This is a genomic window from Pandoraea sp. E26, from assembly GCF_000681415.1.
Classification (GTDB): Bacteria; Pseudomonadota; Gammaproteobacteria; order Burkholderiales; family Burkholderiaceae; genus Pandoraea; species Pandoraea pnomenusa.
Genome location: NZ_AYXJ01000030.1, coordinates 94,899 through 117,131 on the forward strand (window position 1 = coordinate 94,899; position 22,233 = coordinate 117,131).

At 62.8% G+C, this 22,233-nt stretch carries 23 protein-coding genes and 1 tRNA gene; 9 read left to right on the forward strand and 15 right to left on the reverse strand.

The genetic code is table 11. From position 1 onward, the window contains the following. Positions 1-108: 108 nt before the first annotated feature. From W930_RS0119090 to W930_RS0119115, 6 genes are all read right to left on the reverse strand, one after another. Positions 109-936, reverse strand: a complete 828-nt coding sequence (locus W930_RS0119090; protein ID WP_023872182.1) for a DUF4088 family protein — start codon at positions 934-936, stop codon at positions 109-111. Positions 937-1,322: 386 nt separating this feature from the next. Continuing rightward, positions 1,323-2,309: an L-histidine N(alpha)-methyltransferase gene (gene egtD / locus W930_RS0119095; RefSeq protein ID WP_023872181.1), complete on the reverse strand. Its 987-nt coding sequence runs from the start codon at positions 2,307-2,309 to the stop codon at positions 1,323-1,325. Next, positions 2,309-3,625, reverse strand: a complete 1,317-nt coding sequence (gene egtB / locus W930_RS0119100; RefSeq protein ID WP_080685166.1) for an ergothioneine biosynthesis protein EgtB — start codon at positions 3,623-3,625, stop codon at positions 2,309-2,311. Before egtB ends, egtD begins: the two co-directional genes overlap by 1 nt. A 112-nt stretch (positions 3,626-3,737) precedes the next feature. Then, positions 3,738-4,262, reverse strand: coding sequence for a chromate transporter (locus tag W930_RS0119105; RefSeq protein ID WP_023594464.1), 525 nt, complete (start codon positions 4,260-4,262; stop codon positions 3,738-3,740). Then, the gene (locus W930_RS28155; RefSeq protein WP_023594465.1) at positions 4,259-4,888 is read right to left on the reverse strand and encodes a chromate transporter; all 630 of its coding nucleotides are present in this window, start codon (positions 4,886-4,888) and stop codon (positions 4,259-4,261) included. The genes W930_RS0119105 and W930_RS28155 overlap by 4 nt, the downstream gene beginning before the upstream one ends. Further along, positions 4,885-5,088, reverse strand: a complete 204-nt coding sequence (locus tag W930_RS0119115; protein WP_023594466.1) for a hypothetical protein — start codon at positions 5,086-5,088, stop codon at positions 4,885-4,887. Before W930_RS0119115 ends, W930_RS28155 begins: the two co-directional genes overlap by 4 nt. A gap of 92 nt (positions 5,089-5,180) precedes the next feature. Here W930_RS0119115 and W930_RS0119120 point away from each other — a divergent pair. Continuing rightward, a tRNA-Leu gene (locus tag W930_RS0119120) sits at positions 5,181-5,265 on the forward strand. Between the two features lie 1,362 nt (positions 5,266-6,627). Then, positions 6,628-6,948, forward strand: coding sequence for a helix-hairpin-helix domain-containing protein (locus W930_RS29795; protein WP_196761160.1), 321 nt, complete (start codon positions 6,628-6,630; stop codon positions 6,946-6,948). 242 nt (positions 6,949-7,190) lie between these two features. Here the strand turns inward: W930_RS29795 and W930_RS0119135 are convergent, their stop codons facing one another. Next, positions 7,191-7,643: an Rrf2 family transcriptional regulator gene (locus W930_RS0119135; RefSeq protein WP_023872178.1), complete on the reverse strand. Its 453-nt coding sequence runs from the start codon at positions 7,641-7,643 to the stop codon at positions 7,191-7,193. Between the two features lie 101 nt (positions 7,644-7,744). On the opposite strand from W930_RS0119135, the gene W930_RS0119140 reads away from it, so the two are divergent. Beyond that, entirely contained in the window at positions 7,745-8,650 is a 906-nt protein-coding gene (locus W930_RS0119140; protein ID WP_023872176.1) for an NAD(P)/FAD-dependent oxidoreductase, read from the forward strand. A 338-nt stretch (positions 8,651-8,988) separates the two neighbouring features. On the opposite strand, the gene W930_RS28160 is transcribed toward W930_RS0119140, so the two are convergent. The 4 genes from W930_RS28160 to W930_RS0119165 are packed head-to-tail and all read right to left on the reverse strand — an operon-like array spanning position 8,989 to position 13,239. Next, positions 8,989-10,182 (reverse strand): acyltransferase, encoded by a 1,194-nt coding sequence (locus tag W930_RS28160; protein WP_023872175.1) that lies wholly within the window; start codon positions 10,180-10,182, stop codon positions 8,989-8,991. Further along, positions 10,179-11,051 carry a class A beta-lactamase gene (gene bla / locus W930_RS0119150; protein ID WP_023872174.1) on the reverse strand — a complete coding sequence of 291 codons (873 nt, stop codon included), beginning with the start codon at positions 11,049-11,051 and terminating at the stop codon, positions 10,179-10,181. The genes W930_RS28160 and bla overlap by 4 nt, the downstream gene beginning before the upstream one ends. 50 nt (positions 11,052-11,101) lie before the next feature. Then, positions 11,102-12,859, reverse strand: a complete 1,758-nt coding sequence (locus W930_RS29295; protein WP_023872173.1) for a M56 family metallopeptidase — start codon at positions 12,857-12,859, stop codon at positions 11,102-11,104. Further along, positions 12,856-13,239: a BlaI/MecI/CopY family transcriptional regulator gene (locus W930_RS0119165; protein ID WP_023872172.1), complete on the reverse strand. Its 384-nt coding sequence runs from the start codon at positions 13,237-13,239 to the stop codon at positions 12,856-12,858. Before W930_RS0119165 ends, W930_RS29295 begins: the two co-directional genes overlap by 4 nt. 386 nt (positions 13,240-13,625) lie before the next feature. Here W930_RS0119165 and W930_RS0119170 point away from each other — a divergent pair, with 386 nt between their 5' ends. Continuing rightward, the gene (locus W930_RS0119170) at positions 13,626-14,423 is read left to right on the forward strand and encodes an alpha/beta fold hydrolase (RefSeq protein ID WP_023872171.1); all 798 of its coding nucleotides are present in this window, start codon (positions 13,626-13,628) and stop codon (positions 14,421-14,423) included. A 153-nt stretch (positions 14,424-14,576) separates the two neighbouring features. On the opposite strand, the gene W930_RS0119175 is transcribed toward W930_RS0119170, so the two are convergent. The 3 genes from W930_RS0119175 to W930_RS0119185 form a co-directional block, all read right to left on the reverse strand. Continuing rightward, positions 14,577-14,990: a putative quinol monooxygenase gene (locus W930_RS0119175; RefSeq protein WP_024788596.1), complete on the reverse strand. Its 414-nt coding sequence runs from the start codon at positions 14,988-14,990 to the stop codon at positions 14,577-14,579. 62 nt (positions 14,991-15,052) lie between these two features. Continuing rightward, the gene (locus W930_RS0119180; RefSeq protein ID WP_023872169.1) at positions 15,053-15,448 is read right to left on the reverse strand and encodes a nuclear transport factor 2 family protein; all 396 of its coding nucleotides are present in this window, start codon (positions 15,446-15,448) and stop codon (positions 15,053-15,055) included. A 150-nt stretch (positions 15,449-15,598) separates the two neighbouring features. Further along, entirely contained in the window at positions 15,599-16,516 is a 918-nt protein-coding gene (locus W930_RS0119185) for a LysR family transcriptional regulator (RefSeq protein ID WP_023872168.1), read from the reverse strand. A gap of 166 nt (positions 16,517-16,682) precedes the next feature. Here W930_RS0119185 and W930_RS0119190 point away from each other — a divergent pair, with 166 nt between their 5' ends. Together W930_RS0119190 and W930_RS0119195 are read left to right on the forward strand one after the other, a co-directional pair. Continuing rightward, positions 16,683-17,447 (forward strand): SDR family NAD(P)-dependent oxidoreductase, encoded by a 765-nt coding sequence (locus W930_RS0119190; protein ID WP_023872167.1) that lies wholly within the window; start codon positions 16,683-16,685, stop codon positions 17,445-17,447. 78 nt (positions 17,448-17,525) lie between these two features. Then, positions 17,526-18,242, forward strand: a complete 717-nt coding sequence (locus tag W930_RS0119195) for a pirin family protein (protein WP_023872166.1) — start codon at positions 17,526-17,528, stop codon at positions 18,240-18,242. A gap of 124 nt (positions 18,243-18,366) precedes the next feature. On the opposite strand, the gene W930_RS0119200 is transcribed toward W930_RS0119195, so the two are convergent. Further along, the gene (locus W930_RS0119200; RefSeq protein WP_023594471.1) at positions 18,367-19,290 is read right to left on the reverse strand and encodes a LysR family transcriptional regulator; all 924 of its coding nucleotides are present in this window, start codon (positions 19,288-19,290) and stop codon (positions 18,367-18,369) included. A gap of 111 nt (positions 19,291-19,401) precedes the next feature. Between W930_RS0119200 and W930_RS0119205 the strand changes: the two genes are divergently transcribed. From W930_RS0119205 to W930_RS0119215, 3 genes are read left to right on the forward strand one after another with little or no spacing between them, the layout of a single operon-like run. Next, positions 19,402-20,163 (forward strand): glucose 1-dehydrogenase, encoded by a 762-nt coding sequence (locus W930_RS0119205; RefSeq protein WP_023594472.1) that lies wholly within the window; start codon positions 19,402-19,404, stop codon positions 20,161-20,163. Between the two features lie 35 nt (positions 20,164-20,198). Further along, positions 20,199-21,095 (forward strand): SDR family oxidoreductase, encoded by an 897-nt coding sequence (locus W930_RS0119210; protein ID WP_023594473.1) that lies wholly within the window; start codon positions 20,199-20,201, stop codon positions 21,093-21,095. 34 nt (positions 21,096-21,129) lie between these two features. After that, positions 21,130-22,134, forward strand: coding sequence for an aldo/keto reductase (locus W930_RS0119215; RefSeq protein ID WP_023594474.1), 1,005 nt, complete (start codon positions 21,130-21,132; stop codon positions 22,132-22,134). Positions 22,135-22,233: the final 99 nt, after the last annotated feature.

A 22,233-nucleotide genomic window follows, 5' to 3' on the forward strand; every position in this document is an offset into this window, starting at 1 on the left:
GTAACTCGACGCGTAGCCACCTCGATCGGGCGGCCACGATTCGGCACCCCGGCGCGGTATTGACATCCGGCGCGCGCATCGCGATGCGCGCGAGGGGCGCCGAGTGCGCTAGCGCGTCATCGGGGACTGCAAGGCGTCGCGGGTCTGATGCGGCGCTTCTTCAGTGAGTTGCGGCGGCGACACGGGCGGCGCAATGCTCGGGCGAGCGACGCTCGGCGTGAGCAGGCGGCGCAGCCATGCGGCCAGGCGCTCGAAGATTCCCGGATCGTCGTTGAACAGTTCCGGACGCAACACCCGCAGGTACTCCAGAATCTGTTCGGCCTCCTGAGTGCCGATCGACCCGTAAATCACCGCCAGGTCCAATAGCGCACGCAATTCGCCGAGCTTCTCGCGGGCTTGCAGCGGGCGCACCGACTCGACGGCGCGCTTGGCCTCGAAAACGCGTTCGCGAAGCACCGAAGCGGTGCGCCACGCGGGCGTTTGCAGGGTGGCTTCGAGCGCGCGCAGGTCCTGCGCCGAACTGACGATCTGACCGGCGAGCGATTCCACGATGCGCTCCTCGCCTTTCGCCTCGCGCACGATGCCTTCGGCCCAGCGGCTTGCCTGGCGCGACATGTCCTCGCGCGTCCACTCGGGGCGAGAGACGAAATAGAACCCGTGCTGGCGCGCCTGATTCAGGATGATCGAGACGACGTCGGGGAATTGCTTGTCGAAGGTGCGTTTTGCCCAGGCGTAGTGGCCGCCGGCGAGCAGTTGCGCCACGGCGGCTTCGGTGAGCGGCACGGTGCTGTCGAGCAAGCGGGCGCGCAGGAAGTCGTCGAACGGCGGCGGGGTGAAGTGGCGATCGACGGCGGCGCTGATGCGCACGAAGGCGTCGAAATCCTTCCTCAGGTCGGCGAGGGCGGTATCGGAGAGGGTCAGGGCGATGCGGCTCATCGTGACGGACTCCCGGTCACGGCCGCAGCGCGCGGGCGCGCGGGCGCGTGTACGCCGCCCGGTGCGGCGTCTGTCCGAGTGCGGCAAGCCACGGGCGCTGTCGCCGAAGCTCGTGCCACGTGCATCCCCATTGCGCGTGAAGTCATTTGCAGCGATACGTAAGCGTTGCGCTGCGGTCGTGGCCGAGCGCTGTGAAGATGGCCGGATGGGCACACGAACCGGCGTCCCGGTGTGCGGGGTCCCATGGCAAATATGGCGGCGATGCTAGCGTACGCATCGCCACGCATGCCGACCGGGCGCCACGAAAATTCAAAATCTCCGGTGCGCGCGGCAGGCGTCTGGATGGGTCAACGGCAGATCGGCGGGAAAACTTTAGCGACGGCCGGTCATTTTTCTTCGCTGACCGGGCGCAGCAGGTAGACGGCGAATCGCGCCCGGGCGTCGAGCCAGACGCGCTCGACGTCCCAGCCTGCGGAGGCGGCCAATGCCCGGAACTCCGTTTGTCCGTACTTGTAGGAGTTCTCCGTGTGGATGGACTCGCCGGCGGCGAAATCGAAGCGACGGCCGAGCACCGTCGCCTGGAACGGGCGCTGCGCCACCAGATGCATTTCGATGCGGCTGGCGCTGGCATTGAAGCGGGCTTCGTGGCGGAAGGCGTCGAGCGGCAGGTCACCGTCCAGCTCACGGTTGATGCGCGTGAGCACATTCAGGTCGAAGCGTGCCGTCACGCCACGCGCGTCATCGTAGGCCGGCAGCAGCACCGCGGGGTCCTTGCAGGCGTCGACCCCCACGACCATGCGGCGGCGCGGGCCGAGCATCTTGCCCACGTGGGCGAGGAATGCCGCAGCCTGCCCGGGCGCGAAATTGCCGATGGTCGAGCCGGGAAAGAAGCCGAGTCGAGGACCCTGCGTGTTCTGCAACTGCGGCGGCAGGCGGAATGGCCGGGTGAAGTCGGCGCGCACCGGCAGCATGGGAATGCCGGGGCAGCGGCGCGCGAGCGTGGCGACGGCGTCGTCGAGGAAGTCGTCGGCGATGTCCACGGGCACGTAGGCGCGCGGCGTGACGAGGGCATCGAGCAGCAGCGGCGTCTTGCGGCTCGAACCGCTGCCGAATTCGACGACCACGGCGTCGGGGCCGATCACGTCGGCGATGGCTGCCGCGCATTCGCCGAGCAGCGCGGTTTCGGTGCGCGTCTGGTAATACTCGTCGAGGCCGGTGATTTCCTCGAAGAGTTCGCTGCCACGCCGGTCGTACAGCCAGACACTGGGCAGGGTCTTGGGCGTGTGGCCGAGACCGGCGAGCACGTCGGTGGCAAAGGCGTTGTCCGGTAACGACGGGCAAACGAACGCCGTGGCTTGGGTAGCTTGCGACATCAGCGGTCCTCCGCGAGCCTCAGGCCGCTGAATTGCCAGCGCTGATGCGGGTAGAAGAAGTTGCGGTACGTGGCGCGTGTGTGGCCGGGCGGCGTGGCAACCGAGCCGCCGCGCAACACGAACTGTCCGCACATGAATTTGCCGTTGTATTCGCCGACGGCCCCCGCCGCCGTGCGGAAACCCGGATAGGCGACATATGGACTGGCGGTCCATTGCCATACCGGGCCAAAGCATTGCGTCATGGCGGTCGACGTGGATGATGCCGCGTTCGCCGCGACCTCCCACTCTTGTTCTGTCGGCAGACGCTTGTCCGCCCAGCGGGCGAAGGCGTCGGCTTCGAAGTAGCTCACGTGCTGGACTGGCGCGTCATCGTCGACGGGATGCATGCCCGCGAGCGTCATCGATTGCCACTGGCCGTCGCGCAACTCCCAGTAAAGCGGATGGCCCCAGCCTTCGCGCTGCACGGTTGCCCATCCGTCGGACAGCCACAGGCCGGCCATGCGGTAGCCGCCGTCTTCGATGAACGCCCGCCACTCGGCATTGGTCACCACGCGCGAGGCGATGGCGAAGGGGCGCAGCAGCACGTCGTGCGCGGGGGTTTCGCAGTCGAAGGCGAAGTGCTCGTGCGTCGCGCCTTCATGGCCGACGCGGTATCGTCCACCGTCGTGCTCGATCCATTGCAGCGGACCCGCGGGCTCGATGCGGCGCGGCGAAGCGAGGTGTGCGGGGCGCAGCGGATTCTGCGCGAACAGATGCAGCAAGTCGGTGTGCATCAGTTCCTGGTGCTGCTGCTCGTGATGCAGGCCGAGTGTCACGAGGGCGGCGACATCCGGATGCAGGTCGGCGTGCAACAGCAACGCGTGCATGGCGGCGTCGACATGACGGCGGTAGGCGAGCACGTCGTCGAGAGTGGGGCGCGTGAGCAGTCCGCGCTGCGGACGCGGATGTCGCGGGCCGGCCGCTTCGTAATACGAGTTGAAGAGATAGGCGAAGCGCGGATCGTAGGGGCGGTAGCGCTGGCCGCCGAGGTGCCCGGGCTCGCCGAGCAGGAAGGTTTCGAAGAACCAGGTCGTGTGGGCGAGATGCCACTTGACGGGGCTCGCATCGGGCATCGACTGCACGGTGGCATCGGCATCCGACAGGCCTTGCGCGAAAGCGACCGACGCGGCTCGCACGGCATCGAATCGTTCCGGCAGCGACGCGGTGGACGTCAATACGCGGATCGACGGGCCGTCTCGCGCGGTGCGGGATCGGGGGGCTTCGGGGGAGGCGCCGGAGGGCGCCTCGGCTTGCGACGTACGACAGGGCAGGGTCATGGGACACACCGTACTGTGAAACGTGCTGCCTATTGTAGACCGGTTGTTCCGGCGCCGTGTGACGGTTCGTAACTGGGGTTGACGGCGCGGGGCCGTCGGTTGCGAGGGGCCGTTAGGTCAACCAGCCGGTCAGGCCGAGCAGGCTGCCGCCGGCAATGAGCCACAACGGGTTCCAGCGAGTGCGAAGCGTGATGACGATGGCCACGAGCGTGACCAGAGCGCGTGCCGCATTGATGTCGATTTCTCGCGCGAGCAAGGCGCTGCTGGCGGCGAGCAGGCCGACGGTGATGGGCGCGAGGCCCGCGCGAACGGCGCGCACCCACGGCGACGTTTCGTGGCGATCGACCCAGCCGCCGACGAGATAGGCCAGTAGCGAGCTGGGGGCACATTTGGCGAGTGTGGCGGTGAATGCGCCGGGGAGGCCGGCCGCTTGCAGGCCGATCAGCGTGACAGCCATGCCATTGGGGCCGGGGGCGGCCTGGGCGAGCGAGAAGAACGTGACGAACTGTGCGTCGGTGATCCAGTGGCGGGTGTCGACGGCGTAGCGATGGATATCGGCGAGCGTGACGTTGGTGCCGCCAACGGCGAGCAGCGACCAGAGCGAGCCATGCAGGAACAGGTCGAGGAGGGTATTCACGAAGCGGCGTCGCGTTTTCTGCGAAGGTGATGGGCCGTGACGATCGCGCAGGGGCCGAGCACGCCGAGCACGAGCAACAGTGGCAGGCCGAACACGAAACTGCCGACGAACGTGGCGGCGGCGAACGTCGCGGTGGTCCAGTGTCGTTCCAGCCCGGCGAGCAGGCGCAGCGCGGTGGCGATCACGAGTCCGGTGGCGGCCGGCATCAGGCCGGAGAGCAGATGCTGGACAGTGGGCGTTTGTCCCCAACGCGCGTAAGCGAAGCCGATCAGGATGATGACGAGGGTCGGGCAGGTGTAGAGGCCGGCGACGGCGGCTGCCGCGCCGCGGGGACCGCGGAAGCGGCGTCCGAGTACGGTGGCGATGTTGGCGACGTTCGGGCCCGGGAGCAATTGGGCGAGCGGCAGCAGTTCCGCGAATTCACGGTCGGTGAGCCAGCGGCGCTGATCGACGATCATCCGGCGGGCCCAGGGCAGCACCCCCCCGAAACCCGTGGCGCCGACGGTGCCGAAGGCGAGGGCCAGTTCCCAGCAGGTGGGCGGGGTTGGCGTACGGGCGACGTCGTAAGTGGCGCTCGGGGAGTTGGAAGCGCGGGGCGCGGTGGTGGCAGTGGGATCGGTGCTCACGATTGTCCGTTACCGGCGGGGCCATGGAGCTCGTGTTCGAGCCGGACGACTTCCTGGGCGACGAGTGCGATGGCGTTGCGGATTTCCATGAGCGCGGTGTAGAGGGCTTGCGCGTTCTGAGGGGATTGCAGTGCAACGTCGCGGGCGGCGGCTTCGATGGCGTCGAGCGAAAGGGCGATGCGGTCGAGATTTTCCAGCATGGGTCGATCTCCGATGGCGCGCGCAGAGCGTGCATGCCCTCATGATACCCAACTGACGTATCGCGGTGGGGGATGTTAGAATGCGTGCCCTTGCCGGGGTGATGAAATTGGTAAACATAGCGGACTTAAAATCCGCCGCCTTCGGGCTTGCCGGTTCAAGTCCGGTCCCCGGTACCACCAAGGCTTCGCGCCACATCAAGACAGACACAGTAATCCCTGTTGTTTCAGGGGCTTGTGTTGGATGTTCTGTTTCAGTAGTTGTGCAATAGCGTAGTCAAAAGTAGCCCAAGAAAGCTATTTTCGCTTCTCAGTGCACCAGATTTGCACCGAAATTTGCACCAAAAAGTTCACGAATTCTCAACTGTCTGACGCCAGATGGAAGTCCTAAGGCTCCTCGTCCCGAACGGGGCGGCGAGGCTCCTTTTGAAGGTGTTCGATGGCGAGCCGTTCGACTTTCAAAGTCCTTTGCCTTGTGCGCAGGCGCTCGCTCAGTTGCAAATGCTCACCGAATGGCGTCCTGACAAAAATTCCTTGATAGGCTCTGTGAGTAACGACACTGTCGAGTTGCACATCTCACATGTCTTCATGCGAGGAAATGGCACGCGGTCCCGAGGGCGCTTACTGACGAGTGGCGAGGGGTCGATACTTGTTGGATCGTTTATGTCTTCAGGTTATGGCCGCTTCATTACCGCAGTAGTCTTGGTATTGGTGGGCGTTATGCGCTTCGGTGGGCTGTTCGGTGGCCTCTGTCAAGCGGTTACACAAGCATCCATCTGCTCAATGCACTGACCGTCACCGGATTCCTGCTGGTATGGGGGCAGGCGTATGTCTAGTGGGGTGGCTCGTGGTATGGAATGGCGCACCGGCACGCAAGGATGTTCTGGTGATCTCGACAGGCATCCGGAATGCGTTGCGCGAGGGCGGGACGTAGTTCAAGTGTGCCGCTAGCACGCACGACGGGCTGAAGTCGGCCAGGAACGGCCGTTCGACACAGACTCATCGATCGGTAACAATCTTGGCAAGTTAAGCCTATTCCGCACACGAACATGAACCTACTTGCTCATCGCAAACGGTATCGACCCGCAACCGGGTCGGGGGGCGCGACCTGCACAGAGAGAACCTCTGCGGACTTTTTGATAGACGGACAGTGTTTGCTGGAAATGCTGGTTAAAAGAGCCGGGGGACACGCCGACTTCATGGGCTGTTTCGCGAGTGGTTACGCGAAGGAATGCGAGCACATGTCTTCGATGCTGCTCGGCGTTTTACCGGGGAGCGGAAAGCGCGTACTACTTTATATCTGTCCAGAGTGCGGCGACGTCGCTTGCGGCGCATATTCGGTCCTTGTGCGACGCGAACGCGAATCCTATGTATGGGAGAGCTTCGCCTACCAGACAAGTGAATCTGACTTGAAGACATTAGAGGCGTTTGGACCGTTTGCTTTCGACGCCAGAATGTATAGAGGTTCTGTGCTCGCTGCGTCGGCGATTGATGGAACAGAGTAGGTCTGCGGCAACAGTCGGTCAATTTCGGTCAGTCGACGTGACCCGACCAGATCGTCGACAATTCGACATTATCAAGAGCGGCGTTGGACGGATGGAGGCAAATATGGGACCCAAAAGGCAAGAGCTGATCGAGGTGTTGGCCAAACTCGCCGATCTACTTGAAATCAACGGGGGACAGCACTGGCGCGCTTGGTTGCTTCGTGCCAAAGCTCGTTTAGAAAATTCGGATTACTCCGGTATTGAATATTTGCTTCAGGCGCACGGAGGTATGGGCTCGTTCAATGACTTTGTTGCGCCACAGCGCGCTATAGAGGGGCAGCCCACCGGGGAAATCCGGGTACTTCGAACTGAACGATGAGATAGATGCTTTAAGAACTAAGGCGTGGGAGATTGCAACAGACATAAAGCGCAGCCACGAAGTCCAGCGCATCTGATCATTGAATTCATCTCGACTAACCGCATCAGGCAGATCTCGGCCAGTTGCAGTCACTAGCCCGTCCCGCAAAACTTCCGCTTAAACGAAGCGGCGGGTTCGCATTCCAATCCTGCCAATTGCCCAGGTCTGCATCGTGGAACCAGACGGGCCGCATACGGCGACCGCTATTTATTCCCTGCGCGAGACGATTTCGACCGCAACGCCGAAGTTTCAACCTCTCCAGCAAGCATCGCAATGGTGACCGTCCCGAACTTTTTCAGCAGGACAGCCTCGGCTTCGAGAAGCGTCGCCGAAAGATGGGCATTCACAGCTTGTTCGACAAGACATTCCGGATGATCCTCCGAAACAAGATGCGAGAAAAGCGAAGGTTCGCCGACCGCACGGTAGACGTCCAGTAGCGTGATGTTTTCGAGGGATTCGGCCAGCACCCAACCGCCTCCGTGCCCTTTCCCCGAAGTGACGTATCCAATATCGCGCAGGCCGCTGAACAAGCGCCTCACGACGACGGCGTTCGTGCACAGCATTTCACCGAGCGCTTCGGAGGTGAGCGGACCATCCGCATGCTTCATGTGAATCAACGCGTGCAAGACGCGAGACATGCGGCTATCGGTCTTCATCGTGGGCACTCATCTCAAGAAACTTTTCAAGTTGCGTAAAAGTTTAACATGGCGCTATCATGCAACTCTCAATGTTGCGTGATGATCTGGAGAGGGAACGTATGGACGAGCACTACGATGTCATCGTGATCGGCGGCAGCTTCGCCGGTCTTTCCGCCGCAATGCAGCTGGCGCGCGCGCGACGGCGTGTGCTTGTGCTCGATAGCAGAACGCCACGCAATCGATTCGCATCACACGCTCATGGTTTTCTCGGGCAGGATGGCAAGGCGCCCGGCGAGATCATCCATGAGGCGACGGCGCAACTCTCGGCGTATCCGACGGCGCACTTCGCGACAGGCGAAGCACGCACGGCGGAGCGTGTTGACGATGGCTTCATCGTCACGCAAAGCAGTGGGAGCATCGCAAGCGCGGATCGATTGATCCTTGCGACGGGCGTTCGAGACGAACTGCCCTCTCTCCCCGGCCTGGATGAACGATGGGGTATCAGCGTGCTGCATTGTCCGTATTGTCACGGTTACGAAGTCGCGGACAAACGGCTCGGCGTCCTGGCGACGCATTCATTATCGATTCATCAGGCGATGCTCGTTCCCGACTGGGGGCCGACAACCTGGTTTTCGCAAGGCATCGTCGAGCCGTCGCCCGAAGAGACTGCGTTGCTCGAAGCCCGCAATGTGCGAATCGAACGGACGCCAGTCGTGGAAGTGCTTGGCGACGTACCCGGCATGACAGGATTGCGTCTCGCCGACGGCCGCGCCATCGACATCGATGCACTGTTTGTGGGGCCGCGCACCCAGATGGCAAGTCCGCTCGCAAAGCAGCTCGGATGCGAGTTCGACGAAGGTCCGATAGGTCCCGTTATCCGCGTGGACGACTGTAAGCAGACCACCGTTCCGGGAGTGTTTGCCGCTGGCGATGCGGCGAGCGCATGGTCCAACGCGACGTTCGCCTCGGCCGCCGGCGTTGCAGCGGGCGTCGCGGCACATCGCTCGCTCATTTTTGGCTTGTAATCGATCGTGGAAGTGGCCGCGCCCTGGCAGCGGGCGCTAACGCGTCGAGTGCATCAACCGCCTATCCGCGGGGCTCGCATTCGTCCGAGGTGGCCACGGGGCGGTCCGGTCGATCATTCGTGCGCCTTGGCTCTTCCCACGAGCAGGTAAAGGCCATTGAGGCCGGAAGCCGAACGGCTACTTCACAGGCGAGAATCGCCATTCAACCGGCCGTGTGTCAAGTGACTCGGCTGGGTCGGAAATGGGCTCTCGTGACCGGCCGCAATCGGCCAAACTCGGACATTGGTGGTGGTCATGGGACCGGCCGCACGCCGATCAGAACCAGTCGCTCAACCTGTTCACTCGATTCGAGATTGAGGGTGTTCGGCGTCAGGTTGATTCCGCTCGTTGTACTCGCTATTAGGTCGAGATCTTCTCGGAATCAGCCACCGGCGCACAATGCGACTCGACGGTTCAGCGTACATTCGCGCGATGGATACGCTCAGGCAGGCAGAAAGCAACAGATAACCGACCAGAACCGCCAGTTTCTCGTCGCCCGTCACGCCGGAAGGCGGGAAAATCGTCCGCAACAGGCCCAGCACGATAAGGTGAAACAGATAGAGTTCATAGCTAAGCCTTCCGAACCCTTCTAGCACAGTGGACGCACGCGTGCTTCGTACTATTGATCCGTCCGGGCGATCATTTGCGGCCAGCAGCAAAACCGCAGTGCCGAAGGCAATTGCCGTGACACCGAACACGTTGCTTTCGTGGATCGGCCAGGCCAGATAAACGAACGTCATGGCCACCGCCGTCGGCCACGCCAACATGCTCCACGCGCGGCCACGCCACACGGCGCGCCTCGCGAGCAGCGCCGCGCAACAGCCGGTGGCGATTGCGTCGAAGCAGGCGAAATACGCGTAGAGATAACCACCCTCGTCACCTTGATGCAGGAAACGGTAAGCCGGACCGACGACGATGCACGCGAGCCAGAAAGCAACGAGCTGCGCCTCCCTGCGAAACGCGAGACAAAGCAGAGGAAACGAGAGGTAAAACACCTCCTCGACGGAAAGCGACCACAACACGCCGAGCGCATAGTTGGTCCAACCGTGCGTGCTGATCAACACGTTCATCCAGAACGTCAACGAAGCCAGATTTACTAGCCAAAACGAAACTGGTGTCCCGGCCGGCGAGTGGTTCTGGAAGACGGCGATGCCGGCTAGCGCCAGCGCATTGACGACGGCCAATAGCAGCAACAGGCACGGAACGATGCGCGCAATGCGTAAGCCGTAAAACGCCCGGACATCGACCTGGCCGAGTTCGGACCAGCGACGAATTGCGTTGCTCGTGATCAGATAGCCCGAAATCACGAAAAACATCGTGACCCCGTAGTTGCCGTTTCTCACAACGGCACGAACCGCCTCCCAGCCGAATACGCGCGACAGAAAAGTGTCGTTCAGCCGATAGGCGATATTGAAGTGGTGAAACAGCACGAGCAGGATCGAGATGCCACGGAGGAAATCGATCTTCCGGTTTCGCGTGGCGACGTCGGTCATGCCGCGCTCGTGGCCCACTGCACGAACGCCGTGCCCGCTTCGCGCAAAACGGCCTCACGCGCGTCCATGCTGACGCCCGGCGCATCGTAGTAGACAGCAACGAGCAACGGCGCGCGCCCAGGCGGGCGCACGAGCGCGTAGTCGTTGGTCTCGCTCTCGACGCTGGTACCGGGCCGGTCGGCCGCCTGCCAGCCGGCCGGCAACACGGCGCGAATCCGGTTAAGCCCCGGCTTGCAGTCGGTCATTCCGCGTTCCAGTTGTGCGCGAGAGCTGGCGCTCAGAGCATCACCGAGCAGAAGGTGTTGCGCCGTGGTGGTGATGGCCTTCGGCGTCGTGGTGTCGAGCACACCGCGATAACGGTTCGACTCCGGCTCATAGCGGTCCGAGCGCGTGACCGGATCGCCAAGTCCACGAACGAACCGGGTCAATGCCGCGGGACCACCGGCGCTGCGCATTAGCAAGATCGCGGCCGTGTTGTCGCTCTCCACCAGGGTCGCCTGGCAGAGTGCGTCGATCGACAACGCACCACGCGCGACGTTGGCCTTGGTCACGGGTGACGTGAAAATAAGGTCCTTTTCCGTGTAGTGAACGAGTCGATCGAGTCGCTCCGCGCCGCTATCGACGCGTGACAGTATCTGCGCTGCGAGCAATCCCTTGAACGTGCTGCACATCAAGAAGCGTTCGTCGGCGCGGTGGCTCAATGTGCGGCCCGAGCCTGTATCGATCGCAAACACGCCGAGGCGGCCGCCATGGCGACGCTCGATATCGGAGAACGGTGAATCGGCTGCACGCAATGCGGGAGCCACGCCCATGCCGGCGAGCAGCGGCAATCCAATCAACAGCTTTCGACGCGTGATCGAGTGAGTCAAGGTTAGGTCCAGTTAGTCAGAGTGAGGAAACGCGGTTAGCGCGACGAACGTCAAGCCAGCTTGTGGGCGAGCAGGAGGCGACGGATGTTGATCGCGTCGCGCGCAGGGAACGCAGCCGGCCCGGCGTCCAGAAACACCATCGTGACGCTGTCCCGAACCGAGCGCAGCCGCATGATCAGGCAACGTCCGGCCGCGTCGGTAAAGCCGGTCTTCGATAACGCGATGTCCCAGCCTTTTTGCCCAACGAGTGGATTCGTGTTCTGGTACTCGACGAGCTTGCCGTCGATCGGGACGACGCTGCGGGGGGCAGTCGTGGCACGCACGATGGCCGGATAGCGGGCCGCCGCGTTCACCATGACCGAGACGTCGCTTGCCGTCGACGTGTTGAGCGGCGAGAGGCCGGTCGGCTCACTGATCGTCGTGTGCTTCAGCCCGAGCGCCGCGATCTTGGCGCGCATCGCGGCCTGGAATGCCGGGAAGCCGCCAGGATAGCCATGCGCCAGCGCATACGCGGCGCTGTTGTTCGACGACATCAGCGCGAGTTGCAACACTGCGTAAAGCGGCAGGCTCGTGCCGACTGGCAATCCTGTGCGGCTGGGACGCACCGCCTCGGCGTTGCCGGCGTCGATACGAATGATCCGATTCATGTCGGGCCGTGCGTCGAGCACGACCATTGCCGTCATCAATTTAGTCAACGATGCGATCGGCACGATATCGTCGGGTCGCTTTTGGAACAGGACCTGACCGGAGTTGTCGTCGATCACCACGACGTGGTTCGATGCGAGCAACCCGACTGGCACGATGCCCGCCTCGTGTTGCGACACGGGCGCGTGCCACAGTGTCTGCGCCGTCACGCACAACGCGACGAAGCCGGCTGTGATAGCCGCGTACGCGACCCAATGCGGCGAGGACGGGACGGGGTGGCAGAGGCGCTTGATGCGATCCAGCAAGTGGCCACCCCGCGCCGATTGCGCGACTGGCGAGTATCCGGCACTCGTCGATTGAAGAGCGTCCAGCTGCTCAAGCGCAAGCGCCAAACGTCGCGGGTTTTGAATAAGCGTGCCAGCGATTTGATCAGCGACGTATTCACGCTCAATACGAATTTGTTGCGACAGCCACCACGCTGCTGGATGAAAAAAGAGCAGCGCCTCGATCACGCTTTGCAGCAGGTTGACCAGATAGTCGGCGCGTTTGATATGCGCGATTTCGTGCGCAAGCAACGCTTCGAGCAGATCGGGTGGCATGCGCGCCAGCAACGCAGCCGGAACGAGCACCAGCGGTCGCCACCAGCCGATCGTCAGCGGGCTTGCGAGATGCCTTGCCACGCACAGCGTCACCGGACGCGACAGCCCGCAACGCGCGGCCAGCGCCGACACGTAGGCCTGCCACCGGGTATCCGGCCAATCGGGAAACGTGTGGCCGATCCGACGAACCCACAGCAAGCCGGCGGCCAGACGGCACGACATGGCCGCGACACCGATTAGCCATGCCGCAACCAGACAAGGCAGGACGTTCTCATTCGTAACCACCTCGCGTGTGTGTTCCGTTGGCACGATCAGAGAATCGGTCGCGCGAAACCAGCCGGATGGCCGCGACGCGGCTTCGATACCCCGGTACACGTCGAGCACTGGTATCGCGAGACACAAAAGAAGCGAAAGGCAGAGGAGCGCATAGCGACCTTGCGGGCTGGCGTCACGCATTAGCCGCAACGACAGTGCCGTTACCACGCCGATCAAGGCGCCCTTCCACGCGAAGTGAATGAGCGCCCATCCCAATACCTGAACAAACGTCCAGGCAAACGGGCTCATCGCTCATCTTCATGGAGAAACTTGCGAATTTCCTCCCGTTCCTCCTGACTAACGTGCTTGCGCAAAGCGGCCATGACGAGTGCCTTGCCCGAACCCGAGAACGCCTTGTGAATCAGTTCCTTCAGCAGGCTGGTTTGCAGCATGTTCTGGCTTTGCGCGGGCGCGTAGATGTGGGAACGCTCGCTTTCGTCGCGCGTAAGCAGCCCCTTCGCATGCATGACCTGCATCTGGCGCAATACGCTGGCATAGGTAACGTCCGCACGTTCCTCATGCATGGCCTGATGGACCTGCTTGACGGTGGCGGGGCCGATTGGCCATAGAACCCGCAGGAGTTCGAGTTCAGCCGCAGTCGGCCTGTTCGCGGGAGTAGCTTTGGTCATGACGGCACCTTCGTGCAAAGACGGGATGACGTAGAGTAGTTTGTCTAGACCTGATTGTCTATATTGACGTGGTCGTGTCCTCACTGCCGGCGTCTGTTCATGGCTTCCCTTGAGTCATACGAGTCGCGCTCTTAACCGACGCTTCAGGGTCGGCAACGGGCTCTCGTGACCGGCAGCAATCGGCCAAATTCTGCCATTGGACCAAGACTCGATGCGCGCGTTTGAGCGACGCTTGATGCCTGAACTCCAGCCATTCTTCCATCGATTCCTCTACCTGTTGACCGAGGTCCGAGAGCTTGATAGCATGGAACCACTTTCAAAACGCTCTCCCGGTTCGCCGGGAGGGCGTTTCGTTTTGGTTCCCTTAATCACGATGGAACCTTGGAATGAAAGTACCCGTTGAAATCCGCCCTGGATCTGAAGCAATCCTCGGATATGTGCAGTATGGCAATGGCCCCGTTCGTGTGCTGGTCATGCATGACTGGCTGGGCGATCACTCCAGCTACGATGCAGTCATGCCCTGGCTTGATGGCCACGCGTTCACGTATGTCTTTGTCGATTTGCGTGGCTACGGACAGTCCATTGAATTGGCCGGTGAATACACGGTAGAAGAGATCGCCGCCGATTGCCTCACGCTTGCGGACCACCTCGGTTGGGAGTACTTCCACGTAGTTGGTCACTCGATGACCGGGATGATTACGCAACGCGTCGCTGCAGACGCTCCGTCTCGCATCACGAGCGCGATCGCCGTATGTCCCGTTTCTGCCGCTGGTAATCGGTTGAGTCCGGACGCCCGCGCTTTCTTTGGCAGCACGATAGAAAGCGATGAGGCCCTTCGGCGACTGTTCAAATTCGTCACCGGCGGCCTTTCCGATGCGTGGGCGGATCGCAAAGTGCGACAAAGCCGCGACACAGTCTCCTCGGTCTGCCGGACGAGATACCTTGAAATGCTGATCACGGCCGACTTCGTCGATGACATTCGGGGGCTTGAAACGCCCTTTTTGGTGATTGTCGGTGACAGGGACCCCGGACTCGATCCGGAAGCAATGAAACGAACCTTCCTCGCGTGGCATCCGAACGCGGAACTGCACGTTATCCCCAACTGCGGTCACTACCCAATGCAGGAGTGCCCGCCTTATTTCGCGACCACCATCGAGGGCTTCCTGAAACGCAAATTCCTTTGAGCTGATTGGCTGAAGGAAAACTGAAAGCGGACATATTCGAGCACCGGCTCGGATTGTCCGCAATGGGTCGGAAGCAGTCATCCGTGACGAGCATTTCCCACGGTGATCACTTCCGCAACGGTGCACCAAACGTGCGCCGATTTTTCAAACGTCTCAAGCCACCTTTGCACGCGGATCGTCGATGAATTGCTGCGCGATTTCGTATCGGACGCCCTGGCGATCCTGTATTCGCACGTGCTTCACCACCAACGCCAACGCAGTGAGGAAGGTGTCGGCGCGCCCGTGCCGCTCGTATGCCGCCTGATCGACCCAGCCCTCGACCAGATGAAAGAGGTTGGGGTCCGTAAGATCAGCCGCAAATGCGTAGTAGACGCATCCCGGCATCCGCCTTGCGGCCGTCATTTCCGGAATGACGACGTCGATGAAGGTCTGCCGATCCGAAGGATGCACGCGGTAGTAAGCGGTGACGACAATGCCTGTCGAGACGTTCTTGTCATGATCCGCCGGCGATCGCCCGTGGTCGGGAAACTGCGCGCTGTAATCGCCGGGAATGGTAGATGGGTGCATGTTGGGCTCCGATGAAGTCGACCGGGTTGGGCTTCGCTGGGCGGGCGCGAGCAAGACGACGCTCAGGCGGGCGAGAACGCCGTTGCCGCAGCGACGGTGTCGAGCGCTTCGCGAAGCAGTGCAATCTTTCCGTCTCGCGCGACAAGTCGTCCCGCGTACATCTGGCGGTAGATTTTTCCCGTCGACGGAACCAGAGCTTCGACTTCGTACTCGGCAAACACCTGCTCAGGTGTCTCGATCAGAAAGCGTGCGTTGTGAAATCGGAAGTCGGGCACCTTCGTAAGCAACGACGCGATGAAACGCTCGATCGCTTCAGTACCCCGGGCATGCGCATCGATGCCGAGCGATTTCAAATATGGCAACTCCAGTACGCCGTCATCGGCGAACAGCGCAGCGGCCTTACGTGGATCACGAATGGCCTGGAGGTAGTCGGTAAGCAGTTGGGTAGCGTTTTTCATGATGAATCCGATCAAGTATCAAAGCGTGTTCAAGGACGACTGTGAAGTCCATGGCGTCCAGAATAGATACCTGACATGATTCTCGAAATAGAAAAGATTGAAATTTATTGTTGCGTTATTGAAATGATCGCTCTCGGGCGCATCCGGCAATCACTTCGGCCATCGCCAGGTCGGTTCGCTCAGGTGTTCGGCAAAGTAGTCCGACAAAGCGCTCACCTTGGCCGGGCGCGCGCGCGCCGACGGTGTGACGAAATACAGCCCGCCTTTCGTCAACGACCAGTCGGTCAGAATCGCTTCGAGCCGGCCATCGCTCAGATACTCCGCCGCGATGAATTCCGGCAACTCGGCAATCGCCAGACCTTCGAGCAGCATCGGTAACAAGGCATCGGAATTCGTCACGCGCAGCGGGCCGTTCGGCAGCACAGGTTCCTCGTCGCCGGCGTCGTTGACGAAGCGCCATACATCGCTGCGCGCGCGATAGGCATAAGACATGCAAGGCCGGTCCACCAGCTCGCGCGGATGCATGGGTCGTCCCTCGCGGGCTAGATAGCCGGGCGAGGCGACCACATATTGCGTGACCGCGCACAGACGCCGCGCCACCAGCGACGAATCGGGTAAAGCGGCGATGCGCAGTGCCGCATCGAACCCGTCGGCCACCAGATCGACGGTCGAGTCGGCCAGATGCAGATCGACCTGCACGTCCGGGTAACGGCGGAAGAACTCTGGCATCAGCGGCGCGACCCAGCGCAGCCCGAACGACATCGGCACCGCAAGTCGCACGAGCCCGCGCGGCTGCACCGACAACTCGCGTGCCGCACCCTCGGCAGCCTCGGCCTGCCGATAGATCTCTCCCGCCTTCTCGCATAGCGTCCGGCCAAACTCGGTCAACGCGAGCTGGCGCGATGTGCGATTGAGCAACCGCGCACCCAAACGCTCCTCCAGACGCGCAACGCCGCGCGACACCGTGGCGACCGACACCCCCATCTCGCGTGCCGCAGCCGCGAACGAGCCTTCCTCGGCCACCTTGGCGAACATCGCGAGTCCTTCGAAATCAGGCAGCTTCGACATGATCACTCTTCATTTCAAATTTGCAACGTTGATTTGCAATTGATTCTATTTCGAAATCATCGGTCCGTCGATATTCTTCACACATCGCAGCAAACAACTCGCCGCGAACGCCGAAACCCGAAACCCGGCGCAACCATCGACATCACCGAAACGAAGGAGTTACACCATGGCACGCAAGCTCGAAAACAAAATCGCACTCGTCACCGGCGCCACCAGCGGTATCGGTCTCGCCACCGCCCAGCGCTTTGCCGCCGAAGGCGCGCACGTTTATCTGACCGGTCGCCGTCAGGCCGAACTCGACGCGGCCGTCGCATCGATTCGCGACGCCGGCGGCGCGGCCACCGGCCTGCGCATCGATTCGACGAAGCTCGACGAACTCGATGCGCTCTACGCGCAAATCGCCAAAGCCCACGGGCGTCTCGACGTGCTGTTCGCCAATGCCGGCGGCGGCTCGATGCTCGCCTTCGGCGACATTACCGAAGCGCACTACGACGAAACGTTCGATCGCAACGTGAAGGCCGTGCTGTTCACGGTACAGAAGGCGCTGCCGCTGCTGGCGGACGGCGCGTCGGTGATCCTGACCGGCTCCACGGCCGGCAGCTCCGGCACGGCGGCGTTCAGCGTGTACTCGGCGTCGAAGGCGGCAGTGCGCGCATTTGCCCGCAACTGGATTCTCGACCTGAAGCCGCGTCACATCCGCGTGAACACGATCAGCCCGGGGGCGACCCGCACGCCCGGCCTGCTGGATCTGGCCGGTGACGACGCCGCACAACGCCAGGGGCTGGCCGATTACCTCGCCGCGCAGATCCCGCTGGGACGCCTGGGCGAGCCCACGGAAATTGCCAGCGCGGCCCTGTTCCTCGCCTCCGACGACGCCAGCTTCGTCAACGGCGCCGAGTTGTTCGTCGACGGCGGCCAACAACAGATCTGAACGGGATGAGCGCCGAGTCCGGTGGCCGACTGCGCACGACGCGTGGTGGCGCAACCGGGCGGCGCCAGAGGACGCATCATGATCGAACATCGCCCGTTTGCGACGTTGTCCACGCTCTCGCGTGATTGGCTCAAGGCCCGACTGCACTTCCGCGTGGGCAATTCCGGTCACCCGAAACATTGCGCCCCGGCGCCGTTGTTGGTGTGGAACGACGACGAAGTGGCGCCGCGCTCAGGCTTCGGGCTGCATTCGCATCGCGACATGGAAATCGTCACGTGGGTGCGCTCGGGTGCCATCACGCACGAAGACGATGCGGGCAATCGTGCGCGTCTGGTTGCCGGCAGCGTGCAGGCCATGCACGCAGGCACGGGCATTCACCACGCCGAGCGCAATGAGGAGGCGGTACCGGCGCGGATGTTTCAAATCTGGCTGCGGCCCCGTGCGCCCGGCGGCACGCCGAGCTGGACGATGCGGAGCTGCTGCCCGGGGCGGCGTGACGGACGCTTCGTGACGCTCGCTAGCGGCGATCCTGCCGATGTGCGGGCAGGGGCGTTACCGATCGACGCCGACGCGCGCGTGAGGATTGCCACCCTGCGCGAAGGGGCATCGATTCGCGTGGCCCTGGCGTCGCCTCATGCGGCGTACTTCGTGCCCGATCACGGCGGAATCGACCTCGCGGGGGTACGGCTCGATGCACGCGACGGTGCGCTGGCGATGGACGAAGACAACTTGTCGCTCACCGCATTGAGCGACACGGACGTTCTGATGGTCGAGTTGTTGGGCGGCAGCGCGTGACGCGCGATCATCCCCGCAAGTGATCGCCTTCCCCCGGCGCGTTTCCCGCCATTCGGCCACTCCGGCAGGAGGCTTGACCGATGCGACGTCGTGCCGACGAACGCGAGGCACGTCGGCGTTTGCGCTATTTCGCGCCCCGAGGCTTGAGCACCGACGCCATGTATTGCGTCGCGAAGTCGACAAACGCCCTCACTCGCATCGGCATCGCGCGTTGCGCGGGATAGACGATGTGCGCTTCGAGCGGCGTCGCGTGCCATTTGGGCAGCACCCGCGCGACGCTTCCCGACTGCAAGTCTTCTTCCACGAGCCACTCGGGCAGCACCGCGACGCCGAGCCCCATTCGCACCGCTTCGCGAATGCTGGCACTGCCCTCCGTGACGAACAATGGCTCCATTTCGAGAGTACGACTCACAGACCCCGAGTGCAGCGCGACCTGCCTTGGCCCCCCGAACTGACTCCCTGACAACCCGATCCACGGAAGCCTGACCAACGCATCAGGATGGCCCACCTTTGCATGGTCCTTGAGGAGCGACGGTGACGCGACGACGAATCGCCGGATCTCGCCCAGCGAGCGCGCCACGACCCGATCGTCGGTCAACGTGCCGGCAAGAATGCCTGCGTCGCATCCCTCTTCGATCATGTGCAAGGGCCGGTTCGTGTACCCCAGTTCGATGCGTACCGCCGGGTTGGCCTGAAGGAAGCTGCTGATCAGGCGGCTTACCACCGACTGACCGAAGTCGATGGTGGAGAAGACGCGAATCCGTCCGCTCAATGTGGTCTCACTCGTGTGCAACCGGGCCTCGAATTCCTCGGCCATCGAGAGTAACGCGCGAGCGTCGGCAAGGATTTGCTGACCCGTGTCGGTCAGACTCATGCGGTGCGTGTCGCGGCGCAGAAGCTCGGCGCCGGCCGCGGTCTCGAGCGCCCGCAACTGGCGGCTCAGCGTGGGCTGGCTCACCCGCAGCCGACGGGCGGCCGAAGAAATGCTGCCACTGTCGACGATGGCGACAAAGGCGCGAAGAAGGTCGAGATTGTCGAAGATGCTCATACAAAAAAAGCATAACCGATATTTGGATTATTCGGCTACCGTTTAACCAGGTGTCCCGCGAGAATTCACTCATCGCAGTCAACCCACGATGTTTTCTCAAGGAGATTTGCCATGAACACCCAAGCCCACAACACGGAATTTGCCAAGGTCGCGATCGTCACGGGCGCCTCCCGCGGTATTGGCGCCGCCATTGCGCGGCGCCTCGCGGCGGACGGCATTGCGGTCGTCGTGAACTACGCCGGACGCGAAGCCGATGCCTTGCGCGTGGTGCAATCGATCCAGGCGGCGGGCGGTCGTGCGGCGGCGGTGCGCGCCGATGTGACGGTTCCTGCGCAGGTGGCGGCGATGTTCGATACGGCCGTCACGATGTTCGGCGGCGTCGACATTCTCGTGAACAACGCCGGGATCATGCAGCCCGGGCTGGTCGCACTCGTCGACACCGACGACGCCCTGTTCGATCGACTGGTCGGCATCAACCTGAAGGGCACCTTCAACACGTTGCGCGCCGCGGCCAGGAAGATGCGTCCGGGCGGTCGCATCGTCAATTTCTCGAGCAGCATGAACGGCCTCTCGCAGCCCGGTTACTCGGTCTATGCGGCAACGAAGGCCGCTGTCGAGACGATGACCAACATCTTCGCCAAGGAGCTGCGCGGCCGGAACATCGCCGTCAACGCCGTGGCGCCGGGCCCGACGGCCACGGAACTCTTCCTCAAGGACAAGACGCCGGAGCAGATCGACCGCATCGCCAAGGCGCCGCCGATGGAGCGCCTCGGCGAGCCGGAAGACATCTCCGAGGTGGTCGCCTTCCTCGTGAGCAAGGCGGCGAGCTGGATCGACGGCCAGACCATTCGTGTCAACGGCGGCATCATCTGAACCCGGTCACGGCAATCACGAACAAGGAGATCCAAATGAAGCAAGTGATCGTAGTGACCGGTGCTTCGAGCGGCTTCGGCCGCCTGACGGCGGAAGCGCTCGCGCAGGCGGGCCACACGGTGTATGCAAGCATGCGCGCGACCGAGGGCCGGAATGCGGCAGTTGTGGCATCGATGGCGGAATTCGCCGGCACCCACGGCTTGGACCTTCGTACCGTCGAGCTCGACGTGGCATCGCAAGTCTCGGTCGACCAGGGCATCGGGCAAATCGTCGAGCAAGCGGGGCGCATCGACGTCGTCGTCCATAACGCCGGCCATATGGCCTTCGGTCCGGCCGAAGCCTTCCTGCCGGAGCAGTTCGCGCAGCTGTACGACACGAACGTCGTGGGCGCCCAACGCGTCAATCGGGCGGTGCTCCCACACATGCGAGCGCAAAAGCGCGGGCTCCTGCTGTGGGTGTCGAGCAGCAGCTCCGCCGGGGGAACGCCGCCCTACCTCGCGCCGTATTTCGCCGCGAAAGCGGCGATGGACTCGCTCGCCGTTCAATATGCGCGCGAACTCGCGGTGTGGGGCGTCGAGACATCGATCGTCGTGCCGGGCGCATTCACGTCGGGCACGAATCACTTCGCGCACGCCGGTCGCCCCGACGATCAGGGCGTGCTGGACGAGTACGAAAGCGGTCCTTGCGCAGGATGGGGCGAGCGAATTCAGAACGCGTTCGCCGCCATCGTGCCGCCCGAGGCCGACGCAAGCGACGTCGCTAACGCTATCGCCAAGGTGGTCGACACGCCGTTCGGGCAGCGTCCGTTCCGGGTGCACATCGATCCGGCGCAGGACGGTGCGGATGTGGGTTTTGCTGTACTCGATCGTCTCAGGGCCGAAATGCTGCATCGCGTCGGCATGTCCGAATTGCTTCGCCCCCGGGTTTACTGACCCGAGGTCCAACGAAACGTCACGGAGAATTCTCATGAAGATTCGACATCTCGGCCAGAAAGGTCCTGTCACGTCGGCCATCGGGCTGGGTTGCATGGGCATGTCCGATTTGTACGGGCCGGCCGACCGTCGCGAAAGCATCGCGACCATCCACGCCGCGCTCGAAGCCGGCGTCACGCTCCTCGACACGGGCGATTTCTACGGCATGGGGCACAACGAAATGCTTATCCGCGATGCCTTGTCGACGTTGCCGCCGTCACGCCGGGATACGGCCGTCATCAGTGTGAAGTTCGGTGCGTTGCGCGATCCCGCGAGCGGCTGGCATGGGTATGATGCCCGCCCGCAGGCCGTGCGGAATTTCGTCGCCTATTCGCTGCAACGGCTCGGTGTGGACCATATCGACATCTACCGTCCGGCACGACTGGACCCGGCGGTGCCGATCGAAGAGACCGTGGGGGCGATTGCCGATCTGGTCAAGGCGGGATATGTGCGCCACATCGGCTTGTCCGAGCTGAGCGCCGATTCGATCCGACGTGCGGCAAGCGTGCATCCGATCAGCGACCTGCAGATCGAATACTCGCTGATTTCCCGCGGCATCGAAGACGCCATCCTGCCTGTATGCCGCGAACTCGGCGTTGGCATCACGGCCTACGGCGTGCTCTCTCGCGGCCTGATCAGTGGTCATTGGCAAGCGGGCGCGAAGCCGAATGACTTCCGTGCCGCCAGCCCGCGCTTTCAGGGCGAGAATGTTGCGCACAACCTGGCGCTGGTCGACGCGCTTCGCTCGATGGCTGATCGCAAGGGGGTAACGGTTGCCCAGCTCGCCATTGGTTGGGTCGCGGCACAGGGCGCGGACATCGTGCCGCTCGTCGGCGCGCGCACGCGAGAGCGTCTCCATGAGGCGCTGGGCGCCGTCGGGCTCACGCTCGACGCGGTTGATCTTGCCGCCATCGAGCGGGCGATTCCCAAGGGCGCGGCGGCCGGGGGGCGGTACGCACCCGCGCTTCTGGCCGAACTCGATAGCGAACAACAACGCTGACGGCGCGTCGCCGGTGTCGCGATATCGCTCGGAAGAAGCACGACAGCGCATGGCGAAGCAAACCGGGCAAAACGATCGATGCCCCGACATCCCGGGGCA